This window comes from Variovorax sp. P2_H12, from assembly GCF_056403395.1.
In genome coordinates this window covers 1-15,787 of sequence record NZ_JBFUFO010000075.1, presented here as the reverse complement: position 1 = coordinate 15,787, position 15,787 = coordinate 1, and the positions used below count along the sequence as shown (strand labels likewise).

The 15,787-nt window shown below is 60.7% G+C and carries 14 protein-coding genes and 3 pseudogenes; 13 read left to right on the top strand and 4 right to left on the bottom strand.

The window, feature by feature from the left end:
• Positions 1–288 precede the first annotated feature (288 nt).
• The 13 genes and pseudogenes from AC1DYK_RS34355 to AC1DYK_RS34295 all read left to right on the top strand — a co-directional run.
• Positions 289–438: pseudogene (locus tag AC1DYK_RS34355) on the top strand (IS6 family transposase); the annotation flags it as partial.
• 51 nt (positions 439–489) lie between these two features.
• Positions 490–906 (top strand): annotated as a pseudogene (locus AC1DYK_RS34350) (DDE-type integrase/transposase/recombinase); the annotation flags it as partial.
• A 158-nt stretch (positions 907–1,064) separates the two neighbouring features.
• Positions 1,065–1,406, top strand: coding sequence for a cupin domain-containing protein (locus tag AC1DYK_RS34345; RefSeq protein ID WP_478158638.1), 342 nt, complete (start codon positions 1,065–1,067; stop codon positions 1,404–1,406).
• A gap of 315 nt (positions 1,407–1,721) precedes the next feature.
• Positions 1,722–2,795, top strand: coding sequence for a CDP-6-deoxy-delta-3,4-glucoseen reductase (locus AC1DYK_RS34340; RefSeq protein WP_478170370.1), 1,074 nt, complete (start codon positions 1,722–1,724; stop codon positions 2,793–2,795).
• A gap of 761 nt (positions 2,796–3,556) precedes the next feature.
• The gene (locus AC1DYK_RS34335) at positions 3,557–4,342 is read left to right on the top strand and encodes a FadR/GntR family transcriptional regulator (RefSeq protein WP_477650592.1); all 786 of its coding nucleotides are present in this window, start codon (positions 3,557–3,559) and stop codon (positions 4,340–4,342) included.
• A complete protein-coding gene (locus AC1DYK_RS34330) occupies positions 4,332–5,690 on the top strand; it encodes an aromatic ring-hydroxylating oxygenase subunit alpha (protein WP_478158639.1) in 1,359 nt (452 codons plus the stop codon). The genes AC1DYK_RS34335 and AC1DYK_RS34330 overlap by 11 nt, the downstream gene beginning before the upstream one ends.
• Positions 5,683–6,222, top strand: a complete 540-nt coding sequence (locus tag AC1DYK_RS34325) for a 3-phenylpropionate/cinnamic acid dioxygenase subunit beta (protein WP_478158640.1) — start codon at positions 5,683–5,685, stop codon at positions 6,220–6,222. Before AC1DYK_RS34330 ends, AC1DYK_RS34325 begins: the two co-directional genes overlap by 8 nt.
• A gap of 63 nt (positions 6,223–6,285) precedes the next feature.
• Positions 6,286–6,612 (top strand): 2Fe-2S iron-sulfur cluster-binding protein, encoded by a 327-nt coding sequence (locus AC1DYK_RS34320; protein WP_478158641.1) that lies wholly within the window; start codon positions 6,286–6,288, stop codon positions 6,610–6,612.
• Positions 6,613–6,625: 13 nt separating this feature from the next.
• Positions 6,626–6,835: a hypothetical protein gene (locus tag AC1DYK_RS34315; RefSeq protein ID WP_478158642.1), complete on the top strand. Its 210-nt coding sequence runs from the start codon at positions 6,626–6,628 to the stop codon at positions 6,833–6,835.
• 32 nt (positions 6,836–6,867) lie between these two features.
• Positions 6,868–7,842: a 2-hydroxyacid dehydrogenase gene (locus AC1DYK_RS34310; RefSeq protein WP_478170363.1), complete on the top strand. Its 975-nt coding sequence runs from the start codon at positions 6,868–6,870 to the stop codon at positions 7,840–7,842.
• A gap of 120 nt (positions 7,843–7,962) precedes the next feature.
• The gene (locus AC1DYK_RS34305) at positions 7,963–8,955 is read left to right on the top strand and encodes a Bug family tripartite tricarboxylate transporter substrate binding protein (RefSeq protein ID WP_478158644.1); all 993 of its coding nucleotides are present in this window, start codon (positions 7,963–7,965) and stop codon (positions 8,953–8,955) included.
• A gap of 109 nt (positions 8,956–9,064) precedes the next feature.
• Positions 9,065–10,813, top strand: a complete 1,749-nt coding sequence (locus AC1DYK_RS34300) for an IlvD/Edd family dehydratase (RefSeq protein ID WP_478170362.1) — start codon at positions 9,065–9,067, stop codon at positions 10,811–10,813.
• Between the two features lie 190 nt (positions 10,814–11,003).
• Positions 11,004–12,440 (top strand): aldehyde dehydrogenase family protein, encoded by a 1,437-nt coding sequence (locus AC1DYK_RS34295; protein WP_478170361.1) that lies wholly within the window; start codon positions 11,004–11,006, stop codon positions 12,438–12,440.
• 103 nt (positions 12,441–12,543) lie between these two features.
• Here the strand turns inward: AC1DYK_RS34295 and AC1DYK_RS34290 are convergent, their stop codons facing one another.
• The 4 genes and pseudogenes from AC1DYK_RS34290 to AC1DYK_RS34275 form a co-directional block, all read right to left on the bottom strand.
• Positions 12,544–12,669, bottom strand: coding sequence for a hypothetical protein (locus AC1DYK_RS34290; protein WP_478170360.1), 126 nt, complete (start codon positions 12,667–12,669; stop codon positions 12,544–12,546).
• Positions 12,669–13,031 (bottom strand): annotated as a pseudogene (locus tag AC1DYK_RS34285) (integrase core domain-containing protein); the annotation flags it as partial. The gene AC1DYK_RS34290 and the pseudogene AC1DYK_RS34285, both read right to left, overlap by 1 nt.
• Before the next feature lie 240 nt (positions 13,032–13,271).
• A complete protein-coding gene (locus AC1DYK_RS34280) occupies positions 13,272–14,312 on the bottom strand; it encodes a site-specific integrase (RefSeq protein WP_478170359.1) in 1,041 nt (346 codons plus the stop codon).
• Between the two features lie 339 nt (positions 14,313–14,651).
• Positions 14,652–15,668 (bottom strand): IS110 family RNA-guided transposase, encoded by a 1,017-nt coding sequence (locus tag AC1DYK_RS34275; protein WP_478170358.1) that lies wholly within the window; start codon positions 15,666–15,668, stop codon positions 14,652–14,654.
• Positions 15,669–15,787 lie beyond the last annotated feature (119 nt).

Below are 15,787 nucleotides of genomic sequence, written 5' to 3'. Positions count from 1 at the left end.
TCTACCCATTGGGTGCGCGCGCTATCTCAATGGAACCAAAGAGTTTCATTTCGAGCTTGGCACTGCGCCTCCAGCGAGGCAGCTCACGGCTGTTGGTCAGCCCTGGCCGCCCTAAGTCGGCATTGCGATAGCGGACTTTGAAGAAGCCGGCTACAAGTGACTGCCAGCGTCCGCTATGCGGCCACCGATCCGATTTTTCGCGAGGAGAACGCCCAGAAGGACAGGGCTATGGGCTCGACGCCGAATCGCGGCCTGGCACCCGTCGCCGGTTTGCTGCGGCGAATCGGGCCGATGATGGGATTCAAGTCTTTTGACTGTGCTGCCCGGCTGATCGCCGGCATCGAGACGATGCACATGGTCAAGAAGGGGCAGCTGCGCTGCCCCGGTGGCCTGGCATTTTCAGATGCCGATTACTTCTACAGTCTCTCCGTCCGTTGACCCAAAATTGCCGGACTTCGTCCGCCTCGACCGGCTTAGCGCGACAAAACCGATCGGGCAGGCCAAACGGTCGATTTCAGACTCAGCGCCAAGCGCGACGTCGCTGCGGCGAAGGCCTTCTTCGGCAAGGCGGTCAAAAGTCAGGGCGTGCCGCAAACCATCACGTTGGATGGCTACGCCGCATCGCACCGAGCGGTGCGCGAGATCAAGGCGGACGGGCTGCTGCCCGAAGGCCTGAAGCTTCGGTCCTCCAAGTATTTGAACAATCAGATCGAGCAAGACCACCGAGGCGTGAAGCTCCGCGTCGGTCCGATGCTCGGCTTCAAGCAGTTCAAGACTGCGGCCATCACGATCGCGGGAAATGAGTTGCTGCGCAAGATTCACAAGGGCCAGTTCGATCTAAGCGAGCAGCGTCTCACAGACCGCAGTGCGCCTGCGATCTGGAATGCAGTGTTGGCAGCTCTGTAAATCGCAGGAAGTCACGCGCGGGCGTTGCTTGACGTTCGGTTTGCACCAAAACCTTTGCAAGTTTCACATGACAGACCAGCATATATCGTATAATCGTATTTGTAAGTCATCGATTGCGCTCGGTTCACTGGCGCGAACTTCATCCGCGTTTCATTCATATGACCATTCAGACATTCTCTAAGCGAAGCCTCCTCGATTTCACGCTGGCTGCCCGACCCGGAAACCCGGGGGCTACCGATCCGGTGCGGATCGGCGAGAAGTTCGCCATGCCCGGATCCGAGCAATTCAGGTTTGGTATCTGGGAGTCCGCTCCCGGCACCTTCAAACGTGACACGCTGACAGGCGAGCTGATGTTCATTCTTTCGGGAGTTGCAACGTTCACCCACGAGGGCGGTGATACCGTGGCGTTCGGGGCCGGTGACATCGTCGTCTTTCCGCCTGAAACCAAAGGAACATGGGTTGTGATCGAAACTCTACGGAAGGTCTACGTGATGGCCTAAATCCGGAGTGCATCACGCCTTGCTTTAGCACCTTGGTATCGTCCAAATCGTGCGGCATCAATCGTGGGCGGTGGTCGCTGCATTGCTCCAACGTGTGAGCGCAGCTGGTTCATTGAGTTGTTGAACGCGCACAGCGCGAAGCAGCGGTTCAGTCTGGCCGATCAATCTGTCGCGCGAGTCGATGCCGGATCAACGATCTTGGATAGATGAGATGCCATCAGGATTCATCTTGCGCTCTTTCGGCCGCGTCGAATGAACTACGCACAGCGAATACTTAAAGACATGACCGCTACCGAAGCCACAGCGACAAAGACCATGACGCCGACGGCCACCACATTCAAGGTTACCGTACAACCCGGCGACCGTTCGTTCTCAAGCAAACCTGACGAGACAATCCTTGCCGCCGGCATTCGCCAAGGTTTTGGGCTGCCCTACGGCTGCAAGGACGGCGTCTGCGGAGTGTGCAAGTGCAAAAAGATCAAAGGCATCGTCGTTCATCGGCCGCACCAGAGCAAGGCGCTGTCACCCGCGGAAGAGGCCGCGGGCTTCGTGTTGACCTGCTGCGGGGTGCCCCACTCCGACGTAGTGCTGGAATCTCGGAAAATCACTGACGAGAGCGGATTTCCCATCAAGACAATGCTTTCGCGCGTAACGATGTTGGAGAAAAAGTCTCACGACGTGATGCTGGTCAAGCTGCAACTGCCCGTTAACGACCCGATGCGCTACCACGCGGGCCAGTATGTGGAGTTCGTTCTGCGCGACGGCGTCCGGCGCAGCTATTCGGTCGCAAACGCGCCGCCCAACGCGCTTCAACCCGATGGCACCCCCCCGCTCAGCCCCAACCTCGAACTGCACATCCGCCACATGCCCGGCGGCAAATTTACGGATCATGTCTTCACCGCGATGAAGGAAAAAGACATCCTGCGCATCGAAGGACCTTACGGCAGCTTCATCCTGCGTCAGAGCTCCACCAAGCCAATGGTGCTTCTGGCCTCGGGTACCGGCTTTGCGCCGATCAAGGCGGTGATCGAGTTCATGGAGTGCAACAGGATAGTACGGCCCGCCACCCTCTACTGGGGAGGCCGACGTCCTGCCGACCTATATTTGGACTTGTGGGTGCGCGACAAGCTGGCCGAGATGCCGCAGCTCAGCTATGTGCCCGTGATCTCAAACGCCATGCCTGAGGACAACTGGACCGGCCGCATCGGTTTCGTGCATAAGGCAGTGCTGGAAGACTTTCCAGACCTGTCGGGCCACCAAATCTATGCTTGTGGCGCGCCCATTGTGGTCGATTCGGCGCGCGCCGAGTACACGGCCAACGCTGGGCTGCCGGCCGACGAGTTCTACGCGGACTCGTTCACTACTGAGGCCGACAAGGCGCAGCCCTGATCACGAGAGGGGGTGCTCCGCCTTGCGCTATCGGGTCGCGGAATCCTGACCTACCCAATATTCCTGCTTCCCAAGCTTTCAGTGTCCGGACGAAAGGGAACTCCGGCGTCGTAAAGGTTCTTGGCGGGAGCATCTGGGTGCCGCAGACCCGCCTCGTGCACTTCTGCGTAGCCGCTACAACGTGCAGGCTTCTCGTGCCAGCGAGTTCCGTCCGGTGTCAACTGCTTTGACACGCCGCTCACAATAATTGTTGTTGGCCAGAGGTCATCGCGATACAGGATTCGGGTCCGGTCAAAACTTGGTAGATAACCACAACCACAACCATCGCGGCCCACAGGTTGCTCGGCCATCAGACCCCGAGTGAGTTCGCCCAAAGACGCAGTGCGGTAGCCGCTCACCGAGTCGATGGCCGGTGAACGGCGATGAGCCGCGCAAGTACCTCCCGTCCACGCTACACGAGGACATCACCACCAACGAACTGTCAGCGTTGCCCATCAGCGCTGGCGCATCGAGCGCAACTAGCAGTTCTGAAGGGCCTCGGCCGCTACGGGCCCCGGCATTGGCGGGCGGTCCACCACCATGCCACCTTGAACACCTTGCACTCCGGATTGATGGCGAAACGCCTCGTCGCCGACAAGCCCATCTGCGCCAAAAACCCATGAAACGCCGGTTGGCAGCCATCAAGCCGAAGCCGGCAACCTTTTGTACGATAAGCATTGCGCGATAAACTTATTGTGCTATTATCCTACAAAGATCGAATCATGACTTTTCTAGCTGAACCCAGTGTTGTCGAATCGTTGCGCGCGGAGCCAAATCTGACCGAGCGCGTCAGGGGGTTGCTGCTCTCTGAGATCACGGGCGGACGGTATTCGCTGGGGGACGTTCTGCCTCCTGAGCAGACCATCGCCACCCATATGGGTGTGTCGCGCACAGTGTTGAGAGAGGCAGTTGCCCGCCTCAAGGCGGAAGGGTATGTGGCCAGCAAACAGGGTCGGGGCTTGATCGTCACATTGAACCGCACACCCTCTGTGCTGAAGATTCATGCCGCCGAAGCCGGCGACTCCAAGGAGGCGTTGGCGATCGTAGAACTACGGCATGGCATCGAGATCATTGCCGCATCGCTTGCTGCCCAGCGGCGCACCGCAGAAGACCTCAAGATGATGCATGAGGCGGTCGATCAGATGCGTAGGGCTATCCGCTCGGGCGACGTTGCCGTCGGGGTGCAGGCCGATCTGGATTTTCATCGCGCGATCGCCGTGGCCACCCGCAACGATCACTACGTCACGATGTTCGAGTTCCTTGCGGAGCTCTACAAGAAGAACCTGACGGTGTCTCGCGAGAACTCGAAAAAGGCAGGACGCGCGTCCCATTCCCAAAAAGAGCACGAACTGCTACTGGCCGCGATCGAGGCCTCCGATCCGGACCTGGCGCGCGAGCGGGCTGATGCGCATGTCCTCAACACGGCGGCACGACTGAGGCAGCAACAGGCCCGATCCGATTCGGGTGCAACCAAACTTTTATTGGGGAAGCAACACAGTGAAGCCTGAAACTATCCAAGCCCTTGCCAAGCCCGATGAAGGGCTAATCGGACGGCGCATTTTCGTCGACCAGGAAATCTTCGACGCAGAGATCAAGAGCATTTTTGCTAAGACGTGGCTGTTCGTCGGGCACGAAAGCCTGATCCCCAATCCGGACGACTACTTCATCTCGCGCATGGGCACCGACCCTGTGATTCTGACGCGCGACCGGCAAGGGCAAATCCACGTGTTCCTCAACAGTTGCCCGCATCGCGGGATGAAGTTGTGCCGCTATGACCAAGGCAACAACCGGACCTTCAGTTGCCCCTATCACGGCTGGAGTTTTACGACCGACGGGCGCCTGGCGGAGCAACCTGGTGCTCTCGTGGGGGTGCCAGGCTTCGCGACCTACTACCACGGCGAACTCGAGAAGAAGAACTGGGCACTCAAGCGTGTCGCCAAAGTCGAAAACTACAAGGGCACGATCTGGGCGACATGGGACGAGCAAGCGCCAGCCTTCCTCGACTATCTGGGCGACATGCGGCATTACCTCGACTACGCCCTCGACCACCGCGACGGCAGTCCTGGCGGCTCCGAACTGATCGCCGGAGTTCAGAAGTGGCGCGTGAAATGCAACTGGAAGCTCGCACCGGAGAACTTCATCGGTGATCTTTACCACGATATTAGCCACCGTTCGGTGGACATCGTCGGAATCGGCCCGAGCGGCGGCAAAGGTCGGCGCGACCCGATGCCGCACCGCATGACGGTTGGCTTTAAGTCCCTCGGGCACGGCGTGTTGGGCCGTATGCCTCACTATGAAGAAGCTCCTTATGCGCCGACCTATGCACAGAACCCCGAGGTTGAAAGCTACTACCGCCAGATTCACGAAAAGCGTGTTACGACGCTAGGTGACCGGATGCGAGTCACGCACTCCGTCGGAACAATCTTTCCGAACATGTCCTTCCATGGAAGGCAGCCGCGGACTCTCGCTGTGTTTCACCCGATCAGTCCGACAGAAATGGAGATGTGGCGCATGTACCTGGTGGACAAGGACGCGCCCGATTCAGTGAAGGAAGCGGCAAGGAGCTATTTCCTGCGTTATTCCGGGCCCGGCGGGATGACAGAGTCGGACGACATGGAGAACTGGACCGGGGCGACCGAAGCCAGTATGGGCGAGATCGCTTCACGGATGTTCTTCAACTACCAGATGGGGCTCGGTCATGCAAAGCCAGTGCCGGGCCTGAAAGGCGCGGTAGAGAACGGCGAGTTTACCGAAGAGAATGCCCGCATCTTCTATCGCCGCTGGCGTCAGTTCATGGAGGGCCTGACATGGGAAGACCTGATGGCCGAATCGCAGGCGGAGGCTGTGCATGTCTGAACCCATCGCCATGAATACGCCAGAGGTCTGGTGGCGCGTCTCGCAGTTCCTGCATCTCGAAGCCGACCTTCTGGACGAGCGGCGATATGAGGAGTGGCTAGGGCTGCTTGATGAGAGCATCCGCTACCGCATGCCGATCGCGCGCAATGTGCGCCGCGACCAGATGGACCGAGAGTACACAGCCGCTGGCGAGGTAGCCTGGTTCGACGAAGGCATTGCGACGCTGCGCCAGCGCGTGGCGCAAATCAAAACTGGCATTCACTGGGCCGAGGAGCCGACGTCCCGCGTCTCGCACTTGGTGACCAACATTCGCATCATCGGATCGGAGCCCCTGACCGACGGTGCGCAGGCCGTGCTTGTACGCTCGCGCTTTCTGGTATCGCAGCACCGACTGCAGTCGGAGAGCAATCTGTTCGTCGGCAAGCGCGAAGACACGCTGCGCCTATCAGACGACGACATCACGATCATCAAGCGCGACGTATTTTTGAACCAATCGGTTCTGATGGCGAAGGCACTCACGACCTTCTTCTGACGCGCTCGGACCCACGACCCGCCCTCCAAAGGCTCCTCCCGACAGACTACGAAAAGAGCGAACATGGCTAGAGTTGTTTTCAAACAAGCCGACGGTACACAGCAAGAACTCGACGTCGCGCCAGGTGTAAGCCTGATGGAAGCGGCCCGTGAAAACCTCATCGCAGGCATCGTGGCTGAATGCGGCGGTGGAGCGATATGCGGAACCTGCCACGTCATTGTCGACACGGCTTGGATGGACAAGCTCGAAGCACCCAGCCCTAGTGAACTCGCGCTAGTCGAGTTCGTCCCAGAGTCGGGGCCGTGTAGCCGTCTCGCCTGCCAGATCATCATGGATGATTCGCTGGACGGCATCGAAGTTGCGATGCCCTGCGAGCAACTGCAGATGTAGCGGAGGACCAACCATGGCAACGTTGCAAACTTTGAATCTCGTTGATGTGCAACCCGGTGTTCGCCTGCGCACCAGGGCTGGCCAACTGATCGAGGTCTTCGAGAACCCACAAGACGGCATCTGGCTCTTGTGCCGGATAGTCGACGCCACCGCCGAAGCCGGGACTCCCGCTTCCGGGTCGGTAGAGCCCGTCTTCGCCCAGGACATCGAAGGCCTCGCCTGATCACCGTTTCATTTACTCGAAGACTTTCACAAATGACCGTCATTATTTCTGCGCCCCTTCCTGAAGATTTGCTCGCGCAAGTCAAGAAGATTACTCCGGTGATCATCGTTCCAAGCGGAACGCCGCCAAACGAGGTAGTGCCCGCATCAGATCGTCACGCGGTCACCGGCATGCTGTGCACGCTTCGCACTCGTGTGGACGACACGTTGCTCGATGCCTTTCCCAACTTGAAAGTCATTTCCAACTATGCCGTTGGTTTCGACAATGTACAAATCGACCGCGTGAGCGAACGCAACGTGCTGGTGTGCAACACGCCGGGTGTGTTGGACGCTGCTGTGGCGGACTTGACCTTCGGCTTGTTGTTGTGCCTCACGCGGAATATGGTTCCCTTGCATGACTTTGTCCGCACAGGAGGCTGGAAAGCGGCAGCTGCGCCGTTGGCGATCGACGTTGCCGGAAAAACGCTGGGCCTTCTCGGCATGGGCCGCATAGGCAAGATGGTGGCCAAGAGGGCGAAAGCGTTCGACATGGATGTGTGTTACCACAACCGTACTCGAGACGAAGATGCTGAGGCGCAGAAGTTGGCCCGATATGTAGCGCGCGATGAATTGTTTGAGCAGTCCGACGTCGTGAGCGTGCATGTGCCGCTGACGGATGCGACCCGCAACTCGGTAGGCGAGCGGGAATTCGCCTTGATGAAGACGAGCGCCTATCTGATCAATACCTCGCGCGGCCCGGTGGTCGATGAGACTGCCCTGATCGAGGCCCTGCGCAGCAAGCGCATCGCTGGTGCCGGATTGGACGTAATGGTTCAAGAGCCGCTGGATGCTGCGAGCCCTCTATGCAGTCTGCCCAATGTGGTGCTCCAGCCGCACGTCGGAAGTGCCACCGTGGAGACGCGCCGAGCCATGATCGCCTTGGCAACCGACAACCTTGTGCGCGCCTTGCGTGGCGAAACACCGAAGGCCATGGTGAATCCGCAGGTCTGGGACAGCAGTTTTCGATAGCGATGGTGCGCAGTCCGGCCATGCCGAAACGACGCATGGGCGGCACGCGTGCAGGGCACTTATTGCCAAGCGAATGAATGTTGGTTGAGTTCGATCACGTACCTAATTGGAGAGAGTCAAATGCATGACCGGCGCTTCATACTCAAATCGTTCGGAATACTCGCGGGCCTGGCTACTGTGGGGCAAGCAAGAGCGCAGGCGGCGGCTTACCCCTCTCGCCTGATCAAAATCATCGCGTCCGCAGCGCCCGGCAGTCCGACCGATTTAATGGGGCGTCTTGTGGCGGAAGTCCTGACCGCCAAGTACCACCAGACCGTGATCATCGAGAACCGCGCTGGAGGGGGTGGGCTTATCGGGATGCAAGCCGCCGCCGCTTCGGCGCCGGACGGTTACACCCTAGCGACCGGTGGTCTCGGCAACAATGTGCTTCCGTCTGCCACGATCAAGGGGCTGCCCATCGATATTCCAAAAGTGCTTTCGCCGGTCGCGCAAGTGGGCGAGTTTGCGAACGTGCTAGTCGTGCGTGCCGATCATCCGGCCAAAACGGTGCAGGCACTGGTGCAGAGTCTGAAAGCCAGCAACAAGCCGGCCTTGTACGGCAGCAATGGTCTGGGTACTTCGTCCCATCTGACAAGCGAACTGTTCGGGCTTCGTGCAGGTTTGAAGGTCTCCCATGTGCCATACAAGTCGTCGACCGAAGCGCTTGTGGGCGTTTCCAATGGCGACCTGGACCTTTGCTTTATGAACGTGCCTCCGACATTGCCACTTTTGGCGGGCCGCAGGATCAATGTGCTTGCGACTACCAGCGTTTACCGAGTCAGACAGCTTCCCGATGTGCCTACCATGCAGGAGCAGGGCATGAACGGTTTCGATGTCACCAGCTGGCTGGGCATCTACGCGCCCGCGGGTGTTCCCGCCGAACTGATGAAAAGGCTGTCTAACGACATTGTTGAAGGCTTGTCCACGCCCCAAAACCAGGAACGGTTGATCACAGCAGGGTTCGAACCGAAATTCCGTCGTGTCGACGAATTCGTCGCGTGGAATAGCTCAGAGTTGAAGCGCTGGAGCGAATTGGCCAAGTCGGCCAACATTTCGTTCAATTACGGCGGGTGATGGTGCGGTCGGCGCGTCAGGAAGTTTTTGAGAAGCGCCTGACTAAACGTACTGCAAGCACTCCTTGCTGGGGCACTCTTCGCTCCCAGCTCTAAATTTACTGCCCCACATGACAAATTCTCCGTTCGAACCTGACGATGCCGCCGATCCCTCCGGCATGCGCAAGGGCCTCACAAGCTATGGCGATCAAGGCTTTTCGCTGTTTCTGCGAAAGGCTTTCATAAAGGGCGCGGGCTTCACTGATACTGCGCTCGACCGGCCAGTAGTCGGTATCGCCAATACCGGTAGCGCATACAACCCGTGCCACGGCAACGCGCCGCAACTTATCGAGGCCGTCAAACGGGGCGTGATGTTGGCAGGGGGGCTGCCGATGGAGTTTCCGACGATATCGGTGCACGAGAGTTTTGCCGCGCCAACCAGCATGTATCTTCGAAACTTGATGTCGATGGACACCGAAGAGATGGTGCGCGCGCAGCCGATGGATGCGGTGGTGCTGATTGGCGGCTGCGACAAGACCGTTCCGGCGCAGTTGATGGGCGCGGCCTCGGCTGGCATTCCCACCATCCAGCTGATCACCGGCTCCATGCTTACCGGCAGCCACCGCGGCGAGCGCGTGGGCGCATGCACCGACTGTCGGCGCTACTGGGGTAAGTATCGCGCCGACGAGGTTGATGCCGAGGAAATCGCCGACGTGAACAATCAGCTCGTCGCAAGCGTGGGCACATGCTCGGTGATGGGCACGGCCAGCACGATGGCGTGTATTGCGGAGGCGCTGGGCATGACGATGCCAGGTGGCGCTTCGCCGCCTGCGGCAACTGCGGACCGCATCCGCATCGCCGAACAGACAGGCTCGCAAGCCGTGCAGATTGCGCGCGATAGGCTGACCATCGACAAGGTGCTAACACCTGCGGCGTTCGAGAACGCCATGCGTGTGCTGCTGGCGATCGGCGGCTCGACCAACGGCATCGTGCATTTGACCGCGATCGCGGGTCGCGTGGGCCTTGAAATTGATCTGACGGCGTTAGACCGAATGGGTCGAGACACGCCGGTTCTTCTCGACCTGAAACCTTCCGGCCAGCATTACATGGAAGACTTTCACCGCGCCGGCGGCATGGCCACGCTGCTACGCGAGTTGAAGCCACTACTTAAGCTCCAAGCGCTGACGGTGACCGGCCGCACATTGGGTGAAGAGATCGAGCGCGCTGGCCCCGCTTTCAAGCAGGACGTGGTGCGCAGTATTTCCCGACCAATCTATCCGCAGGGCGGCATCGCGGTACTGCGCGGCAACCTGGCGCCTGCCGGCGCCATCATCAAGCAATCGGCGGCCACCGCGAAATTGATGGAGCACGTCGGTCGTGCGGTGGTGTTCGAGAACATCGAAGATATGGCCAACCGCATCGACAGCGACGCACTCAACGTGACGGCCGACGACGTGCTGGTGCTAAAGAACATCGGTCCCAAGGGTGCCCCCGGCATGCCGGAGGCCGGCTACCTGCCGATCCCGCGCAAGCTGGCGCGCGCCGGGGTCAAAGATATTGTGCGCATCTCCGACGGCCGCATGAGTGGCACGGCGTTCGGCACCATCGTGTTGCACGTGACACCCGAAGCCGCCATCGGCGGGCCGTTGGCGTACGTGCGCAACGGTGATCAGATTCGCCTGAGCGTAGCCAATCGCGAGATCTCGATGCTGGTATCCGACGAAGAATTGGCACGCCGCGCCAAGGAGTCTCCAGTGACCGAGCCGACAGCCGAGCGCGGCTATCGAAAGCTCTTTCTGCAGACCGTGACGCAAGCCGACAAAGGCGTCGATTTCGATTTTCTGCGCGCAGCGAGGATGGTGGGCAAATCACCCGAATAGCGAAAGACGCATCGCGGCAGACACACTCGCTCTGACGCACCTTGATCACGGTTTCGACTGTGATGCCAACCGTCTCTCTCCATTCGACCTCCGGTCGCGATGGGCAACGCCATGATGCGCATGAGCGCAATCGGAGGGGCTCTCGGCCGTCGCGCGCGGAGCGCAAATCACCGCATTTGAGAACAGATACATGCAACAACACGACAACCTCATTGACAGCCAATGGGTCAAGGGCAACAGCTACAGCCCCAACCTGAACCCGTCCAACCTAGGCGACACCATCGCCGAATATGCGCAGGGCGACGCCGCGCAAGTCGAGGCGGCCGTGGCCGCGGCGACCGCGGCCTTCCCCATATGGTCGAACAGCGGCATCCAGGCGCGCAGCGACGCGCTCGACAAGATCGGCAACGAGATCCTTGCGCGCAAGGAAGAACTGGGCACGCTGCTGGCGCGCGAAGAAGGCAAGACCAAGGCCGAAGCCATGGGCGAGACCGCCCGCGCCGGCCAGATCTTCAAGTTCTTCGCGGGCGAATGCCTGCGCCTGGCGGGCGAAGTCATTCCGTCGGTGCGGCCCAACATCGGTATCGAGATCACGCGCGAGCCGGTTGGCGTGGTCGGCCTCATCACGCCGTGGAACTTCCCGATCGCGATTCCCGCGTGGAAGATCGCGCCGGCGCTGGCCTTTGGCAACTGCGTGGTGCTCAAGCCCGCGGACCTGGTGCCGGGCTGCGCTTGGGCGCTGGCCGAGATCATCAGCCGCTCGGGCATCCCGGCGGGCGTCTTCAACCTGGTGATGGGCCGCGGCAGCGTGATTGGCGATGCGCTGGTCAATCACCCCGACATCCATGCGGTGAGCTTTACCGGCTCGGTCGGCGTGGGTCGACGCATCGCGATGAAGTGCGTGGAGAACCACAAGAAGGTGCAGCTCGAAATGGGTGGCAAGAACCCGCAGGTGGTGCTCGACGATGCCGACCTTGCGCAGGCGGTGGAACTGAGCGTGCAGAGCGCGTTCTATTCGACCGGCCAGCGTTGCACGGCGTCGAGCCGGCTGATCGTGACGCAGGGTATCTACCCGAGGTTCATCGAGGCGATGAAGGAGCGGATGACGAAGATCAAGGTGGGCGATGCGCTGGCGCAGGGCACCGACATAGGCCCCGTCTCCAGCCAGAGCCAATTGGAGCAGGACTTGAGCTACATCGAGATCGGCAAGAGCGAAGGCGCGACCCTGGCAGCGGGCGGCCAGCGCCTGAAGCTGGACACCAACGGCTTCTACATGTCTCCGGCGCTGTTCAGCGAATCCGTGGCCGCGATGCGCATCAACAAGGAAGAGATCTTCGGCCCCGTCGCGAGCGTGATTCGCGTCAAGGACTACGAGGAAGCGCTGGTCACGGCCAACGATACCGAGTTCGGTCTCTCGGCAGGCATTGCGACCACAAGCCTCAAGTACGCGACGCACTTCAAGCGTCACAGCCAGGCCGGGATGGTGATGGTCAACCTGCCGACTGCGGGCGTGGACTATCACGTGCCCTTTGGCGGGCGCAAAGGTTCGAGCTACGGCCCGCGCGAGCAGGGCAAGTACGCGCAGGAGTTCTTCACGACGGTGAAGACGGCTTACACGCTCGCGTGACTGACCAATGCCAAATGCTATGAATGACCCTGCCTCGTTTCCACGTACACCAAGTCACGCCGCCAAAAGGATAAGTGACGTCTCCCCCTTGTCCGGTCACTTTCTAAACTGGAGTCGGGCGGCTTTCGGCTGCTTGATCTGACCTCTTTTGGACGAACTCACTCCGGGTCAGGTGGCCGCTCGAACCGTGCGGGCGGTGATGGTTGTAGTCATGCTGCCAAGCCTTCAACTTCTCAACTTCTCACGCGCATCCTGCATCGTGATGAACTCGTTGACGTTCAGGAACTCGTCGCGCAACCGACCATTGAACGACTCGATCAGCCCATTGTCCGCGGGCTTTCCGGGGCGCGTGTAGTCGAGCCTGACACCACGCCGCCAAGCCCATTCATCGAGCGCCTTGGAGGTGAACTCCGTGCCGTTGTCCACAGTGATCGCCTTGGGCCATTCACACTGCAGCGCGGCCTCGTCCAAGGCCTTTCCAACGCCATCTGCCGCGATGGCTTGATCTCGCGCGTCTTGGCCGGGCGTCTCGACTGCACCTGCCTGGCGTACGCCTGCTGTTTGGCCAGTGTCACGCCGCTCAGGTCCCAGGTGTCGGCTCCGAGCGCCTTCAGAAAGCGCACCTTCTCCAGCGTTTCGGCCAAGCTTGCCGGTCCATGTCGCCGCGAGGGCGTCTTCAGCCAGTCCAGGTGGGTGGAATCCGTCTCGGGCCGAATGCAGTAGGCGAGGGCGCTCAGCTGGCGCGGGTTTGCGGCATTCTGGGCAAAAAAAATCCGCGCAAGGCGGCTGTTCTGGAGGAGATGGAGGGATTCGAATCCAAGGTGTCTAGGATCAATCCTCCGCAGAAGTACGTTTTCCCGAGTCCATCATCCTGGCCACTCCGCTCACCTGAGCGGCACCCGCTCTGAAGTATCCCGCCACTGTGTCCGTGCTGCGATGCCCGGTCATCGCCATGGTCTCCTGCAGCGGCATGTTCTGACGTCCCGCCTCGGTGATGAACCCCGATCGCAGCGAATGCGCCGAGAAGTCTTCCCCCACGCCGGCGAGTGAGCACCGGGCCTTCACGATGTCCCGAACCGCCGTCCCCGAGAGCCCGTCGGTGCCCAGTTTCCCGTTCTTGAGGATCCGTCGGAAGAGGGGCCCCGAGGTGATGCCGCTCGCCTTGAGCCAGGCGTCCAGCGCATTGGCCGCTGACCCGACCACTGGCTTCACGTCTTCCGGGCGGATTTTCCCGTTGTGGTTCGTCTTCGAGCTGGCCAGCGTGTACAGATAGGCGCCTTCATCGCCGCGGTGCAGGTTCTCGAACACCGCTTCTGATACTTCCGAACGCCGGCGCCCGCCCGAGGCCCAGGCAAAGAGGAGGAGGGCGCGGTCGCGCTTTCCCTTCAGCGAGTCGTCGCAGGTTTCTAAAACCGCCTCCAGCGGCTCCTTGGTCAGCGCGCGCTGCTTGTGGGGCAGGGCGTTGCGCTTGGCGTAGGCTTTTCTTGTCTTGCTCAGCAGCGCCTTCACGGTCGCGTCCACGCACGGATTGGGTTGCTTGGCCAGGTGGTGGGCCATCGAGAGCACGGAGATCCGGTGCATCAGGGTGTTCAGGGCCGGCGCCCCGAGCTTGCCCTTGAACCCGGCCTCGACCAGGGCCTCATCGATTTCGGGCGGCAGCTGGTGCTCCAGGCCCGCCTTGGTCGAGCGCTCCGCGTGGTCGACGATGAACTGGACCACGACGGGCACCGGAACCGGCAGCGCCATCTGCCGGCCGTAGCGCGCGCCGAACCAGGCGGCCCAGTAGCGCATCGCCGCACGGTACGCGAGGCGCGTGTTGTCCGACTCGCGGTGCAGATTGATACTACAAGGGCTCCCCTGGAATGCAAGCAATGTTCGGCCTTACAGCCTCTCGCGTATTGAGGGTCGTTGGCCTGCTGATTGGTCATGCCGCCGGATCTGCGGGGCGACATCTGTGGCGAGACAAGGATGCGGACTGGCTGTACTACAAACGGTCATTGATGCAGCGTTCTGATGGCTGCGGACCCTGATGAGAGACGCGCGCGGGGGCCTCATTCGGTTTTCGAGGATGGCGTTGACCTTCTCCTATCAATCTACAGGCACACCCCGCGCAGGTCCAACCTTGCTTCATCACTTTAGGCCGTCAAGCGGCGGTGGAGATCAATTCGTTGCAGTTCCCGGGTCGAATGGTTTGAATTGCCGAGCCACAGGTCAGGCTGGCATCGTGAACTGCTCCCCTCGAGACAGTACGGCCCACGCCATGCGCGCATTCTTGGCAGCGATTGCTACGATCGCTCGCCAGTAGCCGCGTCGCGCGGCGAGCGCCGCCGCCCATCGGCTGACGCCGTCGGTCTTGTTCTGGGCTGCATGGAGTACCGCACGGGCGCCGAGCACCAGCAGCGATCGGATGTACGGATCCCCGGCTTTTGTGATGTGGCCAAGGCGTGCCTTGCCGCCCGAGCTGTACTGGCTGGGTACCAGGCCAAGCCAGGCTGAGAATTGGCGACCACACTTGAATTCATGTCCGTTGCCGATCATTGCCAGCAGCGCGGTGGCGGTGGTTTGGCCGACCCCGCGCAGGCGCATGAGTTGTTGGGCCCGAGTGTCTTCGCGCGCCATTTGCGCGATGTGCCGGTCGTAGAGTGCGATCCGCTCGTCCAGACGCGTCAACTCACTCAGCAGATCACCGATGACTGTGTTGCTCCACCCGGGCAGATCCTCCAGGCAGGCCATGGCCTGGCTGCGCACGGTCGACGCCTTCAGCGGCAGCACGACACCGAACTCGCTGAGCAACCCGCGGATCCGGTTGATGGTGGCCGTGCGCTGCTCGACGAATCCTTGGCGGACGCGATGAACGCTCAGTTGCGATTGCTGCTCCAAGCTTTTGATCGGGACGAAGCGCATGTTCGGTCGCTGCACTGCTTCGCAGATCGCCGCTGCGTCGGCGGCGTCATTTTTGCCACGCTTGCCAGACAGGCGATACGGACTGACGAACTTCGGCGCCATCAGCCGCACCGTGTGACCATAGGCTATGAATTGGCGCGCCCAGTGGTGCGCGCCGGAGCACGCTTCCATGCCGATCACGCAGGGCGGCAGCGAGGCGATCAACTCCAGCAGCTTGGCCCTTGCCACCTTGGGAGATACGAGCTCGGGCTTGCCGGCGTCATTGACCCCGTGGACGGCGAAGACATTCTTGGCGAGATCAATGCCGACGTACAAAATAGTCATGGGGTTCCCCTTTTCGAATGAGTAGATGGGAGTTCGCACCCCCATCGTGGCACTCAGTTGCCGGCGACCGCAACACGCAGCGGTCTAATCGGGAGGGGGAGCCCCTTTCATTCGGTTGC

Bases quoted from the DNA above. Each gene is read 5' to 3' on its own strand.
- AC1DYK_RS34275 (WP_478170358.1), bottom strand. From the start codon at position 15,668: ATGACTATTTTGTACGTCGGCATTGATCTCGCCAAGAATGTCTTCGCC.
- AC1DYK_RS34310 (WP_478170363.1), top strand. From the start codon at position 6,868: ATGACCGTCATTATTTCTGCGCCCCTTCCTGAAGATTTGCTCGCGCAA.
- AC1DYK_RS34305 (WP_478158644.1), top strand. From the start codon at position 7,963: ATGCATGACCGGCGCTTCATACTCAAATCGTTCGGAATACTCGCGGGC.
- AC1DYK_RS34345 (WP_478158638.1), top strand. From the start codon at position 1,065: ATGACCATTCAGACATTCTCTAAGCGAAGCCTCCTCGATTTCACGCTG.
- AC1DYK_RS34325 (WP_478158640.1), top strand. From the start codon at position 5,683: ATGTCTGAACCCATCGCCATGAATACGCCAGAGGTCTGGTGGCGCGTC.
- AC1DYK_RS34335 (WP_477650592.1), top strand. From the start codon at position 3,557: ATGACTTTTCTAGCTGAACCCAGTGTTGTCGAATCGTTGCGCGCGGAG.
- AC1DYK_RS34320 (WP_478158641.1), top strand. From the start codon at position 6,286: ATGGCTAGAGTTGTTTTCAAACAAGCCGACGGTACACAGCAAGAACTC.
- AC1DYK_RS34340 (WP_478170370.1), top strand. From the start codon at position 1,722: ATGACGCCGACGGCCACCACATTCAAGGTTACCGTACAACCCGGCGAC.
- AC1DYK_RS34295 (WP_478170361.1), top strand. From the start codon at position 11,004: ATGCAACAACACGACAACCTCATTGACAGCCAATGGGTCAAGGGCAAC.
- AC1DYK_RS34315 (WP_478158642.1), top strand. From the start codon at position 6,626: ATGGCAACGTTGCAAACTTTGAATCTCGTTGATGTGCAACCCGGTGTT.
- AC1DYK_RS34300 (WP_478170362.1), top strand. From the start codon at position 9,065: ATGACAAATTCTCCGTTCGAACCTGACGATGCCGCCGATCCCTCCGGC.